This window comes from Bacillus halotolerans (genome assembly GCF_004006435.1).
Taxonomy (GTDB): Bacteria; Bacillota; Bacilli; order Bacillales; family Bacillaceae; genus Bacillus; species Bacillus halotolerans.
The window spans coordinates 1,092,136-1,111,102 of sequence record NZ_CP029364.1 but is presented as its reverse complement, the minus strand read 5'-3'; the positions used below and the strand labels follow the sequence as shown (position 1 = coordinate 1,111,102).

The following is an 18,967-nucleotide window of genomic DNA, read 5'->3' as shown; positions in this document are numbered from 1 at the left end:
GCTGCTCCTAAAGCTTCGGATGATTCTCAAATTCCTTTAAATACACATTGCGCTGAATCTCTGTAAACTGACCGATCCAATTCGTTTTCGCTTCATCATTCATATGTGGGACAATATAACGTTCAACCGCTTCAAAAAACAAAGGGTTTGGAATGATGTTCCAAGTCGGAATGCGAATTGTCTTGTGGTTAGTTGTTTGAATTATGACATCTTCCTGGAAAATCCCTTTTAAGCGGTATTTATTGCGATTCATTTCAATTTTCTTGATATCGGCAAATTTCACAGCCGCTTTGTCAGTGAATATCTCACCATCTTTTCCGGTTTTAATACGGAAGATGATATTTCCCCTAGAGGTAAAGGCAGGAAAAAAGATGATAAATAAATATAAACAAAACAAGGTGAATAGAAAACCTGCTGGAATGGCTAGGAGATAATATTTCGTTTGAAAGGTAATCCCCATATAAAACAGCCATAAACAAGCAAGCCCCATACCGGCAGATCCGACAAAAGCCCATATTCTCAGGAACATTCTGCTTTTGACTTCGACTACTTGATTTTCCAATGCTCTTCTCCTTTTATCAATTCAGATTCTCGTTCGGTTTTGAAATGATTTGATTTACAACATCCTTATGAGCAGCCATGACAGTAAATTCATTCTGGGTGATACCCGTTACAAGCCAAGTATGGCGGGTGCCGGGCAAGATAAAAGCCATGTCATCCACTTCCGGTGCGTTATCTTTATCGTAAGACAGGCGCATCAGCGTATCCATCTTTCCTTTACGTAATGACAAATCATTTATAAACCGGGTAATGTCCTCCTGGTAGTCGTGCTTTCCAAGGAATTCCTTCAGGTATGAGGGAGTCTCGGAAGCACCTTCCAGAAGTGCTTCAAATTCTTTTGATGTCAAAGTCAGGATAGATTCACTTTTATCCTCGGTATCTATTATATTTAAAAACTCAGCTGTTTTTGTAAGTAATCCGTCGCTTGATTCCATTTTTTTTATACTATGTACTTGCTCATCAAAAAGAAGCTCATGGGAGTAGGTGCCGAATTTTGAAACATGGCAGGAAACATTCCGTTCGCTGCCTTGCTCGTCAAACTTGGAAAGCTTCACTGTATAGTCCGCGTCATTTAATACGTGGATAAACGGGCAATACTCGTCCTTTAACCTGTATTGATGATTCCGATATTCAGCAGCATCCTTCGCCAAAAGCGAACGGCAGGCCGCTTCAAATAAAAATCCGAGCTGCTCATCTTCTACTTCAGGAAAATAGGCTTGCTTCAGTGACATGCCCTGTTCAAAAAAGCCTTCGCTGTAAAAACAAAATATGAGCTCTTCTAAGCTGATCGTAAACTGATTCATGATTTATTCTCCTATCCGAATGAAAGTTTGCCTTTAAGGAAATGAGTTGCGCCGTGTATGAGCGAGTCCGCCGTTTTCTTTGCTTTGGCCATTCCTTTATGAATTGTTTTATTAGCCGCATCTATGCCGTCATTCACCGTTTTTACGACTTTGCCGGCCGCTTCCAGCCCCTTTTTGGCAGTATTTACAACAGCATGAATCGGTTCTTTCAGCTTTAAGGCTGCCTTTTCGGCGAAACCTGCCGTAAATTTGGCAATTTGTTCTCCTACCACTCCGCCAACATAAGAGCCAGCTGCGCCAAGGAGGACAGTACCAACAGGGCCAGCAAAACTTCCGATCGCCCCGCCTATTACAGCGCCTGCCGTTGCGCCGCCAGCGACAAAAATAGTGTTATTCACTGCATTGCCAACAGCTTTTGCATTTTCCCGTTTGAGCACTTCGGGTTTGTCTTCGTATTTCGCGTAATTTTCTGCGATCTTTAAGCCTGCTCCAAACGTTTCTGTCGCTCCGGTTATCAGTGTCGCTGTAATGGCATTTCCTTTTGCGAATTTCAAGCCTGTTTTTCCGACATCCTTCAATGTTGAGCGTACGCCGGCTTCATTAACAAATCCTCTTGTATAGCTCCTTACGCTGTTTGAAAAATCCACCGTGTCCTGCGGAAAGTATTTTGTAAACTTTTTATGTACCAAATCAGAAAATGGCCGGTTTGTCTTTTTAAACAGATATTTTGGGTTCAAAAGCACTCTGGCTGCTTTTTGATAACGGGAGCTGTCTACTGCTCTGGAAATGTCCAATAGAAGCTTTGAATGCCGTGCAGTATGTAAGCCGCTTGGCTGTTTCACAAACTTTGTAAGCCCTAATCCGTAGTATTTTCCCTGGGTCAGCATCAGGGCGGTTAAGCTTGTCATCGTTCCGTATTTGTCGTAAGCGTTATAAAGCTTTCGTAAAATATTGTCTTGCTCAACAAATTTGTCGCTCGTTTTTCTGATGAATATCTCATTGTCACTCAGCTTGCTGACGAGTGCTTTTCCTGAGCTCCAAGCATCCCCAACACCCGAAAAACAGCTGCTGTAGCGGGGATCGCATTGTAAAATCAGCTGTCCCAGCTCCATATGCAAATCCTTATATTTGTTTTCCATATCAGTTAATTCTGTGACCATATCATTCGCCAGCTGTTCAAGCTTATCCGGATCAACTGCAATGTTTCCTGACACGCTATTCACCTCTCGAGTTTATGTCTTTCCTCTCTTGCTTTTCTTTCTAATTCTTCCATTCTGGCAATCTCAGCTTTTCGTTCTTCTATTTTTACGGCAGCTGCCTTAAGTTCCTGGCTTGTTTCAAGCAGCTCCTGTTCGAACTGATCGTAGGCGGCTTTTGTTTCCTCGAAATCCTGGTCGAATGTGTCTCTTGCTTTTCCCTGCCACGCATCGCCCAATGCAGATAACCGGGAGTCAAGGAGCATTTTTGAGCTTCTGACCTCTTCTGCGGCTGCACTGTACTGATTTGCAAGCTCGATGACTTTATGTGAGTCCAACTTTTGTCCCCTGCCTTTCCTAAATTAACGCACAAATGGATGTTTTATATAAATGATTATAAATAATTCGGCATGTATCCGAATCGTACAAAAGAACCTTTTCATAAGAATTGGAAGGGCGTATATTCACTCAAATTTCACAGATGATGAGACTTTGAGATTACAAAAAAGGTAAAAAAATCAAATTGTTGAACTGATAGATAAGTGAGAAATTTCCCGCTCGATGGGAAAAAAAACTAAAACTGATCAAATGACCTAAGTGCGCCAAAAGTATTACGAGACAAGCTGTCACATGATATAAATAAAATGTAAACGTTATCAAGGAGGTCGTCATATGAAGAAAAAATCATTCTCAATCGTAATAGCGGGCGGAGGGAGCACATTTACTCCCGGGATTGTTCTGATGCTCTTAGACCATTTGGATGAGTTTCCGATCAGAAAGCTGAAGCTGTATGACAATGATAAGGAAAGACAGGAGCGGATCGCGGGGGCCTGTGACGTTTTTATCAGAGAAAAAGCACCCGAAATTGAATTTACAGCGACGACTGACCCGGAAGAAGCTTTTACAGACGTTGATTTTGTCATGGCACACATCAGGGTAGGGAAATACGCGATGCGTGCGCTTGATGAGCAAATTCCGCTGAAGTACGGAGTTGTGGGCCAGGAGACGTGCGGACCGGGCGGTATCGCATACGGTATGCGTTCAATTGGCGGCGTGCTTGAAATATTAGATTACATGGAAACATACTCGCCAGATGCGTGGATGCTGAATTACTCCAACCCGGCGGCGATTGTGGCGGAAGCAACGAGACGCCTCAGACCGAACTCAAAAATCCTCAACATTTGTGATATGCCGGTCGGTATCGAAGACCGTATGGCGCAAATTCTCGGCCTGTCCTCAAGAAAAGAAATGAAGGTCCGGTATTATGGATTAAATCATTTCGGCTGGTGGACATCCATTCAGGATCAAGAGGGCAATAATTTAATGCCGAAGCTGAAGGAACATGTGTCTCAGTACGGGTATATTCCGAACGCAGAGTCCGAGGCGGTGGAGGCGAGCTGGAATGACACGTTCGCAAAAGCGCGTGACGTGCAGGCCGCCGATCCGGACACATTGCCGAATACGTATTTACAATATTATCTGTTCCCGGATGACATGGTGAAAAAATCAAATCCGAACCATACGCGGGCAAACGAAGTCATGGAAGGGCGCGAAGCCTTTATTTTCAGCCAATGCGACATGATTGCACGCGAGCAGTCCTCTAAAAACAGCGAAATCAAAATAGACGATCACGCGTCATATATCGTCGATCTTGCCCGCGCCATTGCCTACAATACAGGTGAAAGAATGCTTTTAATTGTTGAAAATAACGGCGCAATCGCAAACTTTGACCCGACAGCGATGGTAGAGGTGCCGTGTATCGTCGGCTCAAACGGGCCTGAACCGATCACAGTCGGAAACATTCCGCAGTTCCAAAAAGGACTGATGGAACAGCAGGTATCAGTTGAAAAATTGACAGTTGAGGCGTGGACGGAAAAATCCTTCCAAAAGCTATGGCAGGCGCTCATTCTCTCAAAAACAGTGCCGAACGCCCGTGTGGCAAGGCTTATTCTCGAAGATTTATTGGAGGCCAACAAAGATTTCTGGCCTGAGCTTGATCAAAGCCCGAGCCGTATCTCATAACTGAAAAATCCCCCATTTTCGAAATCTATATTGTATATAATAGAAAGAAAATGGGGGGATCTGATATGCAGCTCGAAGAACTGATTAATCAGCATTACAGTAAATTAAATGACAATGATTTTCATATTTTGAAATATATATTGAATCACAAGAACACGTGCTATCGTCTTGGAATCGATGCCCTTGCGAAAGCATGCAGCGTATCGCGTTCCTCGATTTTGCGTCTTGCTCAAAAGCTCGGTTTCAGCGGCTACAGTGAATTTCGCGTTTTTTTGAAGTGGGAAGATCAGCCGGAAGAAGGCGAGAGTATGAGTTTTCAAAAGCTGCTGGATGATATTGAAGCAAATTTGAAATTTATAAGGACAAAGGACATGACGGACATGTGCCAGCTGATTGATGAAGCGGACCGCATTTTCGTGTACGGGTCCGGAACGGCGCAAAAGATATGCGCCCATGATTTGCAAAGAATGTTTATCCCTCTCAATAAGTATCTGATTTTAATTGAGGGCAGAAATGAATTTGACCAGATGCAGGATGATTTTAAGGTGAATGACCTGTTTATCATCATTTCGCTGTCCGGAGAAACGCCTGAGCTGATTCCGCAGGCAAGAATGCTTTCCGCAAAGGGAGTTCCCTTTATTTCCATTACGAATTTGAAAAACAATGTCCTCGCCCAGCTCACACCGCATAATCTTTATGCGACAAGCAAGCCCGTGACATTGAGTGATAAAAAAGAAATTGTCGCTTTTGCGCCGTTTTTTCTCGTTGGCGAAGCATTGTTCCGCGCATATGTTGATTACAAAGAAGCTGAAAAAAACGACATTGAGTAGCAGGGGGTTTTGGTATGATGCAAAAAGTCCAGCGCTTTGGAAGCGCGATGTTTGTGCCTGTATTATTATTTGCGTTCGCCGGCATTATCGTGGGTGTCAGCACGCTTTTCAAAAACGAAACCCTGATGGGGCCGCTCGCTGATCCTGACGGGTTTTGGTATCAGTGCTGGTATATCATTGAGCAAGGCGGCTGGACGGTATTTAATCAAATGCCGCTTTTATTCGCCATCGGCATTCCAGTCGCTTTGGCGAAAAAAGCTCAGGCGCGCGCTTGTTTGGAAGCGCTTACGGTTTATTTAACGTTTAATTATTTTGTCAGCTCGATCCTGACAGTCTGGGGAGGCGCCTTTGGCGTTGATATGAATCAAGAGGTTGGCGGAACGAGCGGATTAACGATGATTGCCGGCATTAAAACGCTTGATACCAACATTATTGGGGCAATCTTTATTTCTTCCATTGTCGTATTTTTGCATAACCGCTATTTTGATAAAAAACTGCCTGATTTTCTCGGCATCTTTCAAGGCTCCACGTATATCGTCATGATTTCCTTCTTCATTATGATTCCGGTCGCTCTGGCCGTGTCTTTTATCTGGCCGATGGTCCAAACGGGAATCGGGTCGCTTCAAAGCTTTCTTGTCGCTTCCGGGGCGGTGGGCGTTTGGATTTACACATTTTTGGAACGGATTTTGATTCCGACCGGTCTTCATCATTTTATTTACACGCCGTTCATCTACGGCCCGGCTGTGGCGGAAGGCGGGATCGTCACGTATTGGGCGCAGCACCTTGGTGAATATTCACAAAGCGCCAAACCGCTGAAGGAGCTGTTCCCGCAAGGCGGATTCGCGCTTCACGGCAATTCAAAAATCTTCGGCATTCCGGGGATTGCGCTCGCGTTTTATGTCACAGCCAAAAAGGAAAAGAAAAAACTCGTTGCCGGCCTGCTGATTCCTGTCACACTCACGGCGATCGTCGCCGGCATCACAGAGCCGATTGAGTTTACTTTCTTATTCATCTCTCCTTTCCTATTTGCGGTTCACGCCGTACTCGCCGCGACAATGTCGACGGTCATGTATATGGCCGGTGTTGTCGGAAACATGGGGGGCGGGTTAATTGAGGCGGTTACCCTGAACTGGATTCCGCTCTTTGGCAGCCACGGTATGACGTATGTGTATCAAATTCTGATTGGACTCTCATTTACTGCAATTTATTTTTTCGTCTTCCGATTTCTGATCCTCAAATTCAATATTGCCACACCGGGACGGGAAATTGACGATCAGCAGGAAACAAAGCTGTATTCGAAACAAGAATACAGAGAAAGAAAAAACAAAAAGGATGAAACAGCCTCCGCTGCAGAAACGGCAGATGAAACCGCTGCATTGTACATCGAAGCGTTAGGCGGTAAAGACAACATCACCGAGGTCACAAACTGCGCCACCCGCCTCAGAGTCAGCGTCAAGGATGAAAAAAAGGTCGAATTCGACAGCGTCTTCCGCGCGCTTGGCGCACACGGCGTCGTCAGAAACGGGAAAGCGTTTCAGGTGATTATCGGATTGAGTGTGCCGCAGATGCGGGAGCGTGTGGAAAAACTATTAAATCAATAAAGCAGACCCTCCTTTTTGGGAGGGTTTTCGTTTGCCGTCAAAAAGACCATCATAGTAAAGTAAAGAAAGAGACAATCGAGTATAAGGGATTTGGAGGCTTTTACATGTCAAAGGCTTTATCATATTTAAAACCATACTCACTTCTGGTGGGAATTGCGCTGATTCTCATGCTGACGGAACTCGCGGTTGAACTGGTACAGCCTCTATTGATCGCAAAAATCATCGACGATGGGATTATGAAGCAAGACATGCGGCACGTTTGGATATGGGGTGCGGTCATGATCGGCCTGACCATTTTATCATTTGCGGCGGGTATGCTGAATTCCTTTTACGCTGCCCATGTGAGCCAAAGCTTTTCCTATGACACGAGAAAAGGGCTTTTTCAAAAAATCCAGTCCTTCTCTTATTCAACATTTGGACAGTTTTCGTCCTCATCCTATATGACAAGGCTGACAAACGATGTGACACAGGTGCAAAACCTGATTTTTATGAGCCTGAGGTTTATGCTGCGTGCGCCGTTAATGATTGTGGGCGGCATTGCGCTGTCACTCGCCGTTAATGTGAAGCTCGGCTTTTTTCTTCTTGTGACGATTCCGATCCTGATTTTGTTTTTGCTTTGGGTACTGAAAAAGGGCGGGGCGCTGTTCCGGTCTGTGCAGAAACGGCTGGATCAGGTGAATACGATCATGCAGGAGAATTTAACCGCGATCAAGCTGATTAAAGCGCTGCTGCGCGGAAGCCATGAGGTCAAGAGATTTATCAAAGCAAACACGATGCTGATGGAAAAAACGGTCTCGGCATTTCAGCTTGTAGAATTTACGATGCCTGTGCTGATGCTGCTGATGAACCTCTGTATTCTTTTTATTTTATGGGCGGGAGCTCACAGCATCACAAGCGGAGGTTCTCAGGTCGGCGATGTCGTTGCGGTTATTAACTATGCGACACGAATTACGGGTGCGCTTTCTATGTTCCCGTTTTTGATTATGATTTTCACCCGGGCAAAAGCCTCAGGCGACAGAATCGGCGAGGTGCTTGAAACAGAAGGTGACGAGCAGGAGGAAGGATTACTCTCATCTCGCTTGTCAGGCCGAATTGACTTTCAGGATGTGTCCTTCCGATATCCGGATATGGACAGAGAAGCGCTGCGCAATGTCTCATTTTCCGCAAAGCCGAAAGAAACGATCGCGATTCTCGGGGCGACAGGATCAGGGAAATCGACGCTTTTTCAGCTCATTCCGCGGCTTTATAAGCCGGATTCGGGCAGCATTTACATAGATGAAAAGCCTATTGATGACTTTCCGGCGGAGGGCCTTCGCAAGCAAATCGGATTTGTGCCCCAGGAAGTGCTCTTGTTCTCAGGCACGATCAAAGAAAATATTGCTTGGGGCAAAGAAAATGCTTCACTTGATGAAATAATGGAAGCGGCCAAACATGCGCAAATCCATGAAACGATCATGAAGCTTCCGAAGGGATATGATACCGTCCTGGGACAAAGAGGCGTCAATTTGTCCGGCGGTCAAAAGCAGCGGATTTCTATTGCAAGGGCACTGATCAGAAAACCCTCCATCCTTCTTTTGGATGACAGCACAAGCGCGCTTGACCTGCAAACGGAAGCGAATCTGCTTGAGGCCATCAGCACATATGAGTGCACAACCTTAATCATTACACAAAAAATAACAACGGCCATGAAAGCTGATGAAATCTTGCTGCTCGAGGATGGAGAGCTGATAGAAAAAGGCACACACAGCCAGCTGCTTTCCGACTCACATTTATATAAGCGCATTTACGAGTCACAATTCGGAAGGGAGGGGAGCGAGTCGTGCTGAAAGACATCCGCAAGCCTTTCCAATATCCCAAAATCCCAATCGATAAAAAAGAACGCGCCAAAAAAAGGGCGAAAGCAAAGGATACAAAAGGCACCTTGAGACGAATCTGGTCTTACCTGGCAGAACGAAAAGGGCTGCTTATACTCGTTATGCTGATGGTCGTAATCAGCGCGATATTCGGGCTCCTCGGCCCCTTTGTGATCGGAAAGGCCATCGACCATTTCATCGTCGGCCAGACGGTCAGCGGGCTTATTCCCGTTCTGCTCATTCTGCTTGGCATATATCTCATTCAATCTTTATCACTCTGGTTTCAAAACTACTGGATGATCACGATTTCGCAAGGCACAGTTTTTAGAATGCGAAGCGAGCTGTTCACCCATCTGCATGAGCTGCCGATCCCGTTTTTTGATAAACAGCGGCATGGCGAGCTGATGAGCCGGGTGACCAATGACATCGAAAATGTCAGCTCCACTTTAAATACGTCGGTGATTCAAATTCTGTCGAGCGTCATCACTTTCGTCGGAACGATTGCCGTCATGCTGTATATGAGTCCGCTGCTGACGGTGATCACGCTGACGATCATTCCGGTAATGGCGGTGAGTCTGAAATGGATTACAAACCGTACGGGAAAACTGTTTAAAGAACAGCAAAAAAATCTTGGCGAGCTGAACGGATATATTGAAGAAAGCATTTCAGGCGCAAAGGTCATCAAAGCGTATTCACGGGAAGACCAGATTACAGCTGAATTTCTGGAAAAAAACGCCGCACTCAAGACTTCAGGCTTCTGGGCACAGACGATTTCCGGCTTTATCCCGAAAGTGATGAACTCTTTAAACAATTTAAGCTTTACGATCATTGCTGCAATCGGCGGACTGTTTGCGCTGAAAGGCTGGATATCCATCGGCACCATCGTTGTCTTTGCCGAGTACTCAAGACAGTTTACGCGTCCATTAAATGATCTGGCCAATCAGTTTAATACGATGCTGTCCGCTATTGCCGGCGCTGAACGGGTGTTTGACGTGCTGGATGAAAAAGAGGAGCGTGAGGATGAAAAGAGTGCCCTGCATCAGCCGATACAAACAGGCGGCATTGAATTCCGAAATGTTTCCTTCGGCTACGAGGAAAACAATCAGACACTGAAACACCTCCAATTCACAGTGCCGGCCGGGCAGTCAATCGCCTTTGTCGGCCCGACGGGAGCGGGTAAAACCACTGTTACCAATCTGCTTGCCCGTTTTTATGAGCCCAATGAGGGGAGCATTTTAATTGACGGGATTGATATTAAAAAGCTGACAAGGGCGAGCCTGAGAAAAAATATGGGGTTTGTGCTTCAGGATTCGTTCTTGTTCCAAGGCACGATCAGAGAAAATATCCGCTACGGCAGGCTCGATGCCTCCGATCAGGAAGTCGAGGCCGCAGCAAAAACAGCGAATGCCCACAGCTTTATTGAGCGGATGCCAAAAGGATATGATACAGTGCTGACGCAAAACGGCTCGGGCATCAGTCAAGGACAGAAACAATTGATCTCCATAGCAAGAGCCGTGCTGGCCGATCCGGTTCTGCTCATCTTGGATGAAGCGACAAGCAACATTGATACCGTAACAGAAGTGAAAATCCAAGAAGCGCTTGCCCGTTTAATGGAGGGGAGAACGAGCGTTATCATTGCCCACAGGCTGAATACCATTCAAAGAGCGGATCAGATTGTCGTATTAAAAGACGGCGAAATGATTGAAAAAGGCAGCCATGATGAGCTGGTACGCCAAAAAGGATTTTACAGTGACTTATACGAAAGCCAATTTCAGAAATAAAGAAAAAGACCTTTGTCCTGCACAAAGGTCTTTTTTGTTACAGATTTATAGTACTTTTATTTCAATTTCGTAAAATGTAACAAAATTACTTGACGTAAACAAGTTATGTATATATACTAGCTTACATTAAGTAAGTGATAACATTTATCAAGGAGGATAAAAATGAATAAATCATTTGAAATTGGCACATTACTTTTAAGAGTCATCACAGGTATTATCTTTTTTGTTCACGGTTTATCAAAGTTTCAGGCAATGGAGGGCACCATCCAATTTTTCGGCAGCATAGGCCTTCCAAGCTTTATGGCGTATGTCATCGCAGCGATTGAACTCGTTGGCGGAGTGCTCGTCTTTTTCGGATTGGCTACACGTATTGTAGGTGTTCTGTTTGCTCTCACATTGATCGGAGCCATTATTACAGTGAAGCTGAAAGCGCCATTCATGGGCAATGCAGAATTTGATTACCTTCTGCTTTTGACATCCATTCACCTGGCGCTTACTGGAAGCAGATTCCTGGCACTGGACCCATTTGTGTTTAAAGCAAAAAAGAACGAAAACGTATCAGCATAAGAAAAGAGGCATACAGCATGACCAGCATTCATGAGGATACAACCATTGGCTATGTCAAACTCACAATCCGCAGTCTGGAGCGTTCCCTTCAGTTCTACTGCAACGTGATCGGCTTTCAAGTCTTGAATAAGACGGACCGCCAAGCTGAATTAACGGCTGACGGAAAACGCCCCCTGCTTATTCTTGAAGAAAATCCAAGCGCTGTCGTCTTGCCTGAACGCACGGTAACGGGCCTGTATCACTTTGCGATTCTGCTTCCCAACAGAAAGGAACTTGGTATCGCGCTCGCCCGCTTGATTGAAAACGGGATTGCCCTCGGACAGGGGGACCACGCTGTCAGCGAGGCGCTCTATCTCTCAGATCCTGACGGAAACGGAATTGAAATGTACGCTGACCGCCCCCGCAGCACTTGGCAGCGGGATCGTGAAGGAAACTACGTCATGACAACAACTGCTGTCGACATCGAGGGCCTTTTGGAAGAGGCCGGAGAAGAGCGGAAAACAACACTTCCAAACGGTACGGTCATCGGGCACATTCATCTGCATGTCAGCGATCTGAAAGAAGCAAAAGCGTTTTACACAGATGTGCTGGGCTTTGACATTGTCGGAGACTATGCGGGCATGTCTGCTCTCTTCGTTTCAGCCGGAGGCTACCATCATCATATCGGCTTAAATATTTGGGCGGGAAGAAACGCGCCGCCTAAACCGACAAATGCGAGCGGACTAGACTATTACACGGTTGTCCTGCCTCATCAAGAGGAACTGGATCGAGTGGCAGACCGAGTCAAACGTGCCAGATATTCGATCGAAGAAACGGAAAACAGCTTCCGGGTGAAAGATCCTGTTTCCAGCGCCCATATTAGATTTGTGATTTGACTGTAATCCCTTTGCCGAAAAAACGGCAGGGGGATTTTTTATTTTTGTCCGCCTTGTTATGATGGGAGAACCAACTTGTTAGGAGGCGTTTACATGGAACTCAACCACCTTGTGACGGGCAAAATAGCATTAAATCAATATGTGCATCGCTTAGAGCAAAAGGATGTTTCATTTTACGTCCACTATTGGGGAGCGATGACGAACCACTATAACACACTGCTTCATAAGCATTCCTTTTATGAAATTTGTTACGTCGTAAGAGGTGAAGGATATTACCTTGAAGGCGATCGTACATATCCGCTTCGTGAACAGACGATTTTTTTGTCAAAGCCGGCGCATTTGCACCAAATCAAAAGTGAAACAGGGCTGTTCCTTTTTTACGTCGCTTTCGAGCTGAGCGAGGATCAGTCAAGCACCGAATGGATCAAAGTGATGGAAGAAGTGAAACAAAGCCCCTTTATCACAATGCAATTGAAAGATGGCGAACCGCCGGGCCTGCTTTGGAAAACGTTAATGCTGCAAGCAGCGCAGCCTGTCAATGCTTTTGACAAAGAGATCCTATCTCATTTGTCGCATGCATTGATCCTGTCATTAATCCAAATCTTTCTCCCGTCCGCCCATCGCCCGAAACAAAAGCAGCCCATTCACACATCTTCTGCTTTGCTGACAGAGGTGAAACTGCACATAAAAGACAATCTGTCACAACCGTTAAAGCTGACGGATGTCGCCAGCCACTTTCATATCTCAGGGAGGCACTTATCACGTTTATTTGCAGCAGAACTGGGCGTCAGCTACTCAGAATTTGTCCAAAATGAAAAAATAAACAAAGCTGCCGAGCTGCTGAAATCAACGAATCTATCGATTAAAGAAGTAGCGGAAGAAATCGGTTTCTCAGTACATTATTTCACTCGCATATTTTCCGCCAAAATCGGCAGCTCACCAGGGCTTTTCCGCTCCCTTTATAAAGATTCAAAAATGACCGCATTTCAAATCAATAAACCTTTTCAAAAAATCGAACAGGCCAAGCCGCACGAATAAGATGTCCTGAAATGACAAAACAATGTCTTAATATGATAAAGACGCGAGAAATCTCGTTGTCTTATAATCTCTTTAGAAAGCGGTTACAACAATGAATGTTCTGAAGGAGGGATGCATTGGCTTATGCTTGGTGTCGGGTGCTCTGCCATTCTTGAAAGAAGGGGAAGAAAGCCGTGAGTACAAAAAAGAAAGAGGCTGTAAAAGCAAAAGAAAGCTTAGCTCATAAAGGGCTTTTACGAACGATTACATTGGTATCTACATTCGGCGGCCTGTTGTTCGGTTATGATACGGGTGTCATTAATGGGGCACTTCCTTTTATGGCAACTGCAGGTCAACTCAATCTTACACCTGTTACAGAAGGACTGGTTGCGAGTTCCCTGCTTCTCGGGGCAGCCTTCGGGGCGATGTTTGGAGGACGTCTGTCCGATCGGCACGGCCGCCGAAAAACGATCCTTTATTTAGCCTTACTTTTCATCGCAGCCACACTTGGCTGTACCTTTTCACCAAACGCGTCCGTGATGATTGCTTTTCGTTTTCTGCTCGGACTGGCGGTTGGCTGCGCTTCTGTAACGGTTCCAACCTTTTTAGCGGAAATTTCGCCGGCAGAACGCAGGGGACGAATCGTGACACAAAATGAACTGATGATCGTAATTGGCCAGCTGCTGGCATACACCTTTAACGCCATTATCGGCAGCACAATGGGGGAGAGCGCAAATGTATGGCGGTATATGCTGGTCATCGCGACACTTCCGGCTGTTGTGTTATGGTTCGGAATGCTCATCGTGCCTGAAAGCCCGCGTTGGCTGGCGGCTAAAGGCAGAATGGGTGACGCCCTGCGGGTGCTTCGGCAAATCCGTGAAGACAGCCGGGCACAGCAGGAAATAAAAGAAATCAAACATGCGATTGAGGGCACAGCAAAAAAGACCGGCTTTCATGGTTTTCAAGAGCCGTGGATCAGACGCATTCTATTCATTGGGATCGGAATCGCCATCGTACAGCAAATTACCGGTGTCAATTCGATCATGTACTATGGGACAGAAATTCTGAGAGAAGCCGGTTTTCAAACAGAAGCTGCATTAATCGGCAATATTGCAAACGGTGTTATTTCAGTTATCGCGGTCATTTTTGGGATATGGCTTCTCGGCAAAGTCCGCCGCCGGCCCATGCTGATCATCGGACAGATTGGCACGATGACAGCCCTTCTGCTGATCGGGATTTTATCCATTGTCCTTGAAGGAACACCCGCCCTGCCGTATGTTGTGCTGAGTTTGACCGTTTTGTTTCTTGCGTTTCAGCAGGCTGCCATTTCTACAGTGACGTGGCTGATGCTCTCGGAAATCTTTCCTATGCATGTGCGGGGGCTTGGCATGGGGATCAGCACCTTCTGCTTGTGGACAGCTAACTTTCTCATTGGATTCACCTTTCCCATTTTGCTCAATCATATTGGGATGTCGGCGACATTTTTTATCTTTGTCGCTATGAATATCCTAGCGATTCTATTTGTGAAAAAATATGTGCCTGAGACAAAAGGGCGGTCACTTGAACAGCTTGAGCATTCCTTTCGCCAGTATGGCCGCCGCGCTGATCAGGAAATCCAAAATCAAACAACTCACTTATCGTAATCTGCAGATACCAGGAGGAATCTATCAATGAAACTATCTTATGTAACAGACAGCTTAGGACATTTGCCTTTTGAAGAAATGCTCGATTTTGCCGCGGAGCTTGGCATTGATACGCTTGAAATGACAACCGGAGGCTGGTCGCCTGCGCCTCACTTGAATCTTGATGAACTGCTGCAAAGCAGCCACAAAAGAGAAGAATTTTCAGCAGCGCTGGAAAAGCGGAATATGGCACTTTGCGCTTTAAACTGCTCGGGGAATCCTTTGGATCCAGGCGAACTGGGCAAATTGCACAGAGAAGTAACGGACAAAACGATGGAGCTGGCTGGATTATTAGGCGTCAAAAAAGTGATCATGATGAGCGGCCTGCCAGCCGGCGGCCCGGACGACAAAGTGCCGAACTGGATCACATACACAGTGAGCTGGCCTCCCGTTTTAAAAGATATCCTCAACTATCAATGGGAAGATGTTGCGATTCCTTATTGGAAGGAGCTTGTCCAAAAAGCGGAAGCCTGCGGTGTTGAAAAAATCGCGCTTGAAAATTTCAGCTCTCAATTAGTCTATAATCCTGAGACTCTTTTTCGACTCAGAAATGCAGTCGGCCCGATGGTCGGTTTGAATCTTGATCCGAGCCATTTATTATGGATGGGCGCAGACCCAATCATCGCAGCAAGGGAGCTCGGAGAAGCCATTCACCATGTTCATGGAAAAGATGTCAGAATTGAAAGACATTTAGCTGCGGTTAACGGGCTGTTAGAAACAAAAGAAGTGACAGATCCTGCAAACCGGGCATGGAATTATGTAGCTGTCGGCTGCGGACGGGATTTACAGTGGTGGAAGGAATTTTTTTCAGTCGTAAAAATGATGGGGTATGACGGTGAGGTTTCCTTAGAAATGGAGGACTTAACGATGTCACCGGAGGCGGGCATCCGCACATCGATAGAAGCTTTAAAACAAACCATCAGCCAATAGGAGGTTTTCATAATGCTAAATGGAGAAAGAATCATTTCAAAACCGCTGCGCTGGGCAATGGTAGGCGGCGGGCGGCTCAGCCAGGTTGGATATAAACATCGTATTGGAGCGCTGAGAGACAATACTGCCTTTCAATTAACCGCAGGCGCCTTTGATATCAATGCCGAAAGAGGAAAAGACTTCGGGGTGAACCTCGGAGTGGATGCGGAACGCTGTTATCCCGACTATCAAACAATGTTTGCGGAGGAAGCGAAAAGAGAGGATGGCATAGAGGTTGTATCGATTGCCACTCCGAACGGCACTCATTATGAGATCTGTAAGGCAGCGCTTGAAGCAGATCTGCATGTCATTTGTGAAAAACCGCTGTTCTTCACTTCAGAAGAGGGCTATGAAATCAAAGCGCTCGCAGAGAAAAAAGGGAGAATTGTCGGCGTGACATACGGTTTTTCCGGCAATCAAATGCTCCTTCAAATGCGTGCGATGATTGAGCAGGGCAAGATCGGCGATATTCGTGTGGTTGACTTGCAGTACACACACGGTTTTTGTGCGGCAGATGAAGGCGAAAACATAAGCGCTGCACAGAAATGGCGTGTCGACCCTGCGATCGCCGGGCCAAGCTTTGTACTAGGCGATTTATCTACCCACACGTATTATATGTCACAGCTTATTCTGCCTAAGATGAAAATTAAAGAGCTGCTGTGTGACCGACAGAGCTTCGTCGGCAGCCGCGCACCGCTAGAGGATAATGCCCATGTGCTAATGCATTATGAAAACGGGGCGGTCGGGACGATGTGGACATCATCAATCAATGCAGGGTGTATGGATGGCCACAGAATCAGAATTGTTGGCTCTAAAGCAAGCATCGAATGGTGGGACAGCAAACCGAACGAACTGACGTATGAAGTGCAGGGAGAGCCGATTCAGACACTCGTTCGCGGCATGCCATATTTAGATGGTGCATGCAGCGCCGATGAACGTCTCGGCGCCTTACACAGCGAAGGGCTGTCAGAGGCGTGGGCCAATATTTATCTTAAGTTTGCCATAGCAATTGACGCTAAAAATCGCGAAGATGAAGAAACCTTGAACAACTTAGTCTATCCTGACATTGATGCAGGGATCGAGGGCATCCGCTGGATTGAGAATTGCGTGCGTTCAGCAGACCAAGGATCAGTCTGGGTTGAATTCAAATAAATAAGTGGAAGCGCCGCATATGACATAAAGTTCATATGCGGTTTTTATTTTCCAGAAACATCTGTAAAAAATAACAAGAGGCAGGTATGATAAGAAAGGAATTGCTTATAGGAGTGATGAGCGTGAAGGCTCTTTTATTTACAAGAATTTTCACCTTGATGGTGAGCTGTTCGATGTATCTGTCCCTCGTAAAGGATGATAACTGGTTTGAATATCTATTTATAGCGTTAGGAGCTGCCGTGTATGCAGCCAATCATTTTCTGCTGAAAACAGAGAAGTATGACGTCTGGTTTTGTCTGATTGATCTTACGGTCGGCTTTTCGTTTGGATTCATGTTTCCCGGCAATGGTTTGTTCATTATTATGCTATGCCCGGTAGCTGTCGCATTTTTTCTGCGCGGGTTCAATAGAAAAATGGCATGGTTTTTGTTATGTCTTTGCTCAATTTTGTTTTCAATTGTCCTCATACGTACATATCTGCTAGCCGGCAATGAATACGTCATGGATCACATCACCAGCATGACATTTGTGGTGTTCTGCGGGGTGGTCGGCAAATTAATCCGCAAACTTCTTGAAGCACAAGAAACGGCAAAACAGCAGTTTCAGGAACTGACGGATTCGCATCGGGCGCTGTCAGCAGCACACCAGGAGCTGCATTTATATGCGAAGCAGGTCGAAGAACTCACTGCCATTCACGAGCGGAACAGAATGGCACGGGACATCCATGATACAGTAGGGCACAAAATGACGGCGCTTCTTGTCCAGCTGCAGCTTCTGCGTGAATGGCAAAAAAGAGACAGCCGAAAAGCAGATGAGACAGTCGGCGTCTGTGAAACGCTCGCCCGTGAAGCACTCGGCGATATCCGCTTATCAGTCCGAACCCTGCAAACGGAGAACGATCCCTCATTCATTGAATCGCTGAAACAACTGACAGAAGACTTTTACAAAAATGCGGGCGTCACATCCGAACTGACGGTCAGCGGCGATCCTGCGCTGGTCCCGCTGTCTCTGCATCCGACTGTGATCAGAACGGTGCAGGAGGCGCTGACCAATGCAAAACGTCACGGCGGCGCCACTGCTTGCTCGATTCAGCTCACGTGTTCACCGGAAACAGTCAGTCTTTTAATTAAAGATGACGGAAAAGGAAATCCTGAGGCCGCGCTGGGATTTGGTCTCTTGAATATGAAAAAGCGGGCGGCCGAGCATGGCGGGATGATCCGTTTTGAAAGCGAGCGGGATCAAGGATTTACCGTGATTGCGGAATTTTCTTTGGCTAATAAAAAATGGAGCTTTGGGCCCGCACAGCAAAAGGAGAGTTTATCATGATTAAAATCATCATTACCGACGATCAGGATATCGTCAGAGAAGGGCTGGCGTCTCTGCTTCAGCTCCGGGAAGAGCTCGATGTCATCGCCACGGCGCGAAACGGACAGGAAGCCTTTGAAAAGGCGAAAGAGCTGGAACCGGATATCGTATTGATGGACATCCGCATGCCGGTGTCCAACGGGGTGGAGGGAACAAAATTGATCACCAGCTCGCTGCCGGGCGTAAAGGTGCTGATGCTGACGACCTTTAAAGATTCAGAGCTGATTGCCGAAGCGCTTGAAGAAGGGGCAAGCGGGTACCTGTTAAAGGACATGTCAGCCGATACGATTGTGAAAGCGGTGATGACTGTTCAATCAGGAGGAATGGTGCTCCCGCCGGAACTCACAGCCCAAATGCTGAATGAATGGAAACGAGAAAAACAGCTGAAAGGAACGGAAGAGAAAGAAAAACCGAAGGAACTGTTCGAACTGACCGAGCGTGAAATGGAAGTGCTGGCTGAGCTCGGGTACGGACTGAACAATAAAGAAATTGCCGAAAAGCTGTACATTACAGAAGGAACAGTGAAAAATCACGTGTCAAACATTATCAGCAAACTGTCTGTCAGAGACAGAACCCAAGCCGCCATTTATTCCGTCAGACATGGCGTATCTGTCTTTTGATAGATGACGTTTGGCATATGCGTTACCTTGAAAAGGCCTGTCACAGGCCTTTTTTTATGCCCGATGTTCTATCC

General features: G+C 46.2%; 17 protein-coding genes. 13 read left to right on the top strand and 4 right to left on the bottom strand.

Annotated features, from left to right (window positions below):
* Nucleotides 1-7: 7 nt before the first annotated feature.
* From DIC78_RS05680 to DIC78_RS05665, 4 genes are read right to left on the bottom strand one after another with little or no spacing between them, the layout of a single operon-like run.
* Nucleotides 8-529: a YfjD family protein gene (locus DIC78_RS05680; protein ID WP_420867033.1), complete on the bottom strand. Its 522-nt coding sequence runs from the start codon at nt 527-529 to the stop codon at nt 8-10.
* Nucleotides 530-578: 49 nt separating this feature from the next.
* Nucleotides 579-1,364, bottom strand: a complete 786-nt coding sequence (locus tag DIC78_RS05675) for a hypothetical protein (protein ID WP_024120612.1) — start codon at nt 1,362-1,364, stop codon at nt 579-581.
* A gap of 11 nt (nt 1,365-1,375) precedes the next feature.
* Nucleotides 1,376-2,578 (bottom strand): hypothetical protein, encoded by a 1,203-nt coding sequence (locus DIC78_RS05670; RefSeq protein WP_106022398.1) that lies wholly within the window; start codon nt 2,576-2,578, stop codon nt 1,376-1,378.
* Between the two features lie 5 nt (nt 2,579-2,583).
* Complete coding sequence (locus tag DIC78_RS05665; RefSeq protein ID WP_024120614.1) at nt 2,584-2,898, bottom strand: WXG100 family type VII secretion target; 315 nt, start codon at nt 2,896-2,898, stop codon at nt 2,584-2,586.
* Between the two features lie 334 nt (nt 2,899-3,232).
* Between DIC78_RS05665 and glvA the strand changes: the two genes are divergently transcribed.
* The 13 genes from glvA to lnrK all read left to right on the top strand — a co-directional run bounded on the left by glvA (nt 3,233) and on the right by lnrK (nt 18,893).
* Nucleotides 3,233-4,582 carry a maltose-6'-phosphate glucosidase gene (gene glvA, locus DIC78_RS05660; RefSeq protein ID WP_106021609.1) on the top strand — a complete coding sequence of 450 codons (1,350 nt, stop codon included), beginning with the start codon at nt 3,233-3,235 and terminating at the stop codon, nt 4,580-4,582.
* A gap of 65 nt (nt 4,583-4,647) precedes the next feature.
* Nucleotides 4,648-5,412 carry a MurR/RpiR family transcriptional regulator gene (locus tag DIC78_RS05655; RefSeq protein ID WP_024120616.1) on the top strand — a complete coding sequence of 255 codons (765 nt, stop codon included), beginning with the start codon at nt 4,648-4,650 and terminating at the stop codon, nt 5,410-5,412.
* Between the two features lie 14 nt (nt 5,413-5,426).
* Nucleotides 5,427-7,013: a PTS maltose transporter subunit IIBC gene (malP, locus tag DIC78_RS05650; RefSeq protein WP_106022397.1), complete on the top strand. Its 1,587-nt coding sequence runs from the start codon at nt 5,427-5,429 to the stop codon at nt 7,011-7,013.
* Between the two features lie 104 nt (nt 7,014-7,117).
* Nucleotides 7,118-8,839, top strand: coding sequence for an ABC transporter ATP-binding protein (locus DIC78_RS05645; RefSeq protein WP_106022396.1), 1,722 nt, complete (start codon nt 7,118-7,120; stop codon nt 8,837-8,839).
* The gene (locus DIC78_RS05640) at nt 8,833-10,647 is read left to right on the top strand and encodes an ABC transporter ATP-binding protein (RefSeq protein WP_024120619.1); all 1,815 of its coding nucleotides are present in this window, start codon (nt 8,833-8,835) and stop codon (nt 10,645-10,647) included. Before DIC78_RS05645 ends, DIC78_RS05640 begins: the two co-directional genes overlap by 7 nt.
* A 162-nt stretch (nt 10,648-10,809) precedes the next feature.
* A complete protein-coding gene (gene catD / locus DIC78_RS05635) occupies nt 10,810-11,214 on the top strand; it encodes a DoxX family oxidoreductase CatD (RefSeq protein ID WP_024120620.1) in 405 nt (134 codons plus the stop codon).
* Nucleotides 11,215-11,231: 17 nt separating this feature from the next.
* Complete coding sequence (gene catE / locus DIC78_RS05630; protein WP_106021606.1) at nt 11,232-12,089, top strand: catechol 2,3-dioxygenase; 858 nt, start codon at nt 11,232-11,234, stop codon at nt 12,087-12,089.
* A 93-nt stretch (nt 12,090-12,182) separates the two neighbouring features.
* Complete coding sequence (locus DIC78_RS05625) at nt 12,183-13,127, top strand: AraC family transcriptional regulator (RefSeq protein WP_127695664.1); 945 nt, start codon at nt 12,183-12,185, stop codon at nt 13,125-13,127.
* Nucleotides 13,128-13,300: 173 nt separating this feature from the next.
* Entirely contained in the window at nt 13,301-14,749 is a 1,449-nt protein-coding gene (locus DIC78_RS05620; RefSeq protein WP_106021604.1) for a sugar porter family MFS transporter, read from the top strand.
* Nucleotides 14,750-14,776: 27 nt separating this feature from the next.
* Entirely contained in the window at nt 14,777-15,718 is a 942-nt protein-coding gene (locus tag DIC78_RS05615) for a sugar phosphate isomerase/epimerase family protein (protein ID WP_106022395.1), read from the top strand.
* A 9-nt stretch (nt 15,719-15,727) separates the two neighbouring features.
* Nucleotides 15,728-16,909, top strand: a complete 1,182-nt coding sequence (locus tag DIC78_RS05610) for a Gfo/Idh/MocA family protein (RefSeq protein ID WP_106022394.1) — start codon at nt 15,728-15,730, stop codon at nt 16,907-16,909.
* 122 nt (nt 16,910-17,031) lie between these two features.
* Entirely contained in the window at nt 17,032-18,234 is a 1,203-nt protein-coding gene (locus DIC78_RS05605) for a sensor histidine kinase (protein WP_038954171.1), read from the top strand.
* Nucleotides 18,231-18,893 (top strand): two-component system response regulator LnrK, encoded by a 663-nt coding sequence (gene lnrK / locus DIC78_RS05600; protein ID WP_127695662.1) that lies wholly within the window; start codon nt 18,231-18,233, stop codon nt 18,891-18,893. Before DIC78_RS05605 ends, lnrK begins: the two co-directional genes overlap by 4 nt.
* Nucleotides 18,894-18,967: the final 74 nt, after the last annotated feature.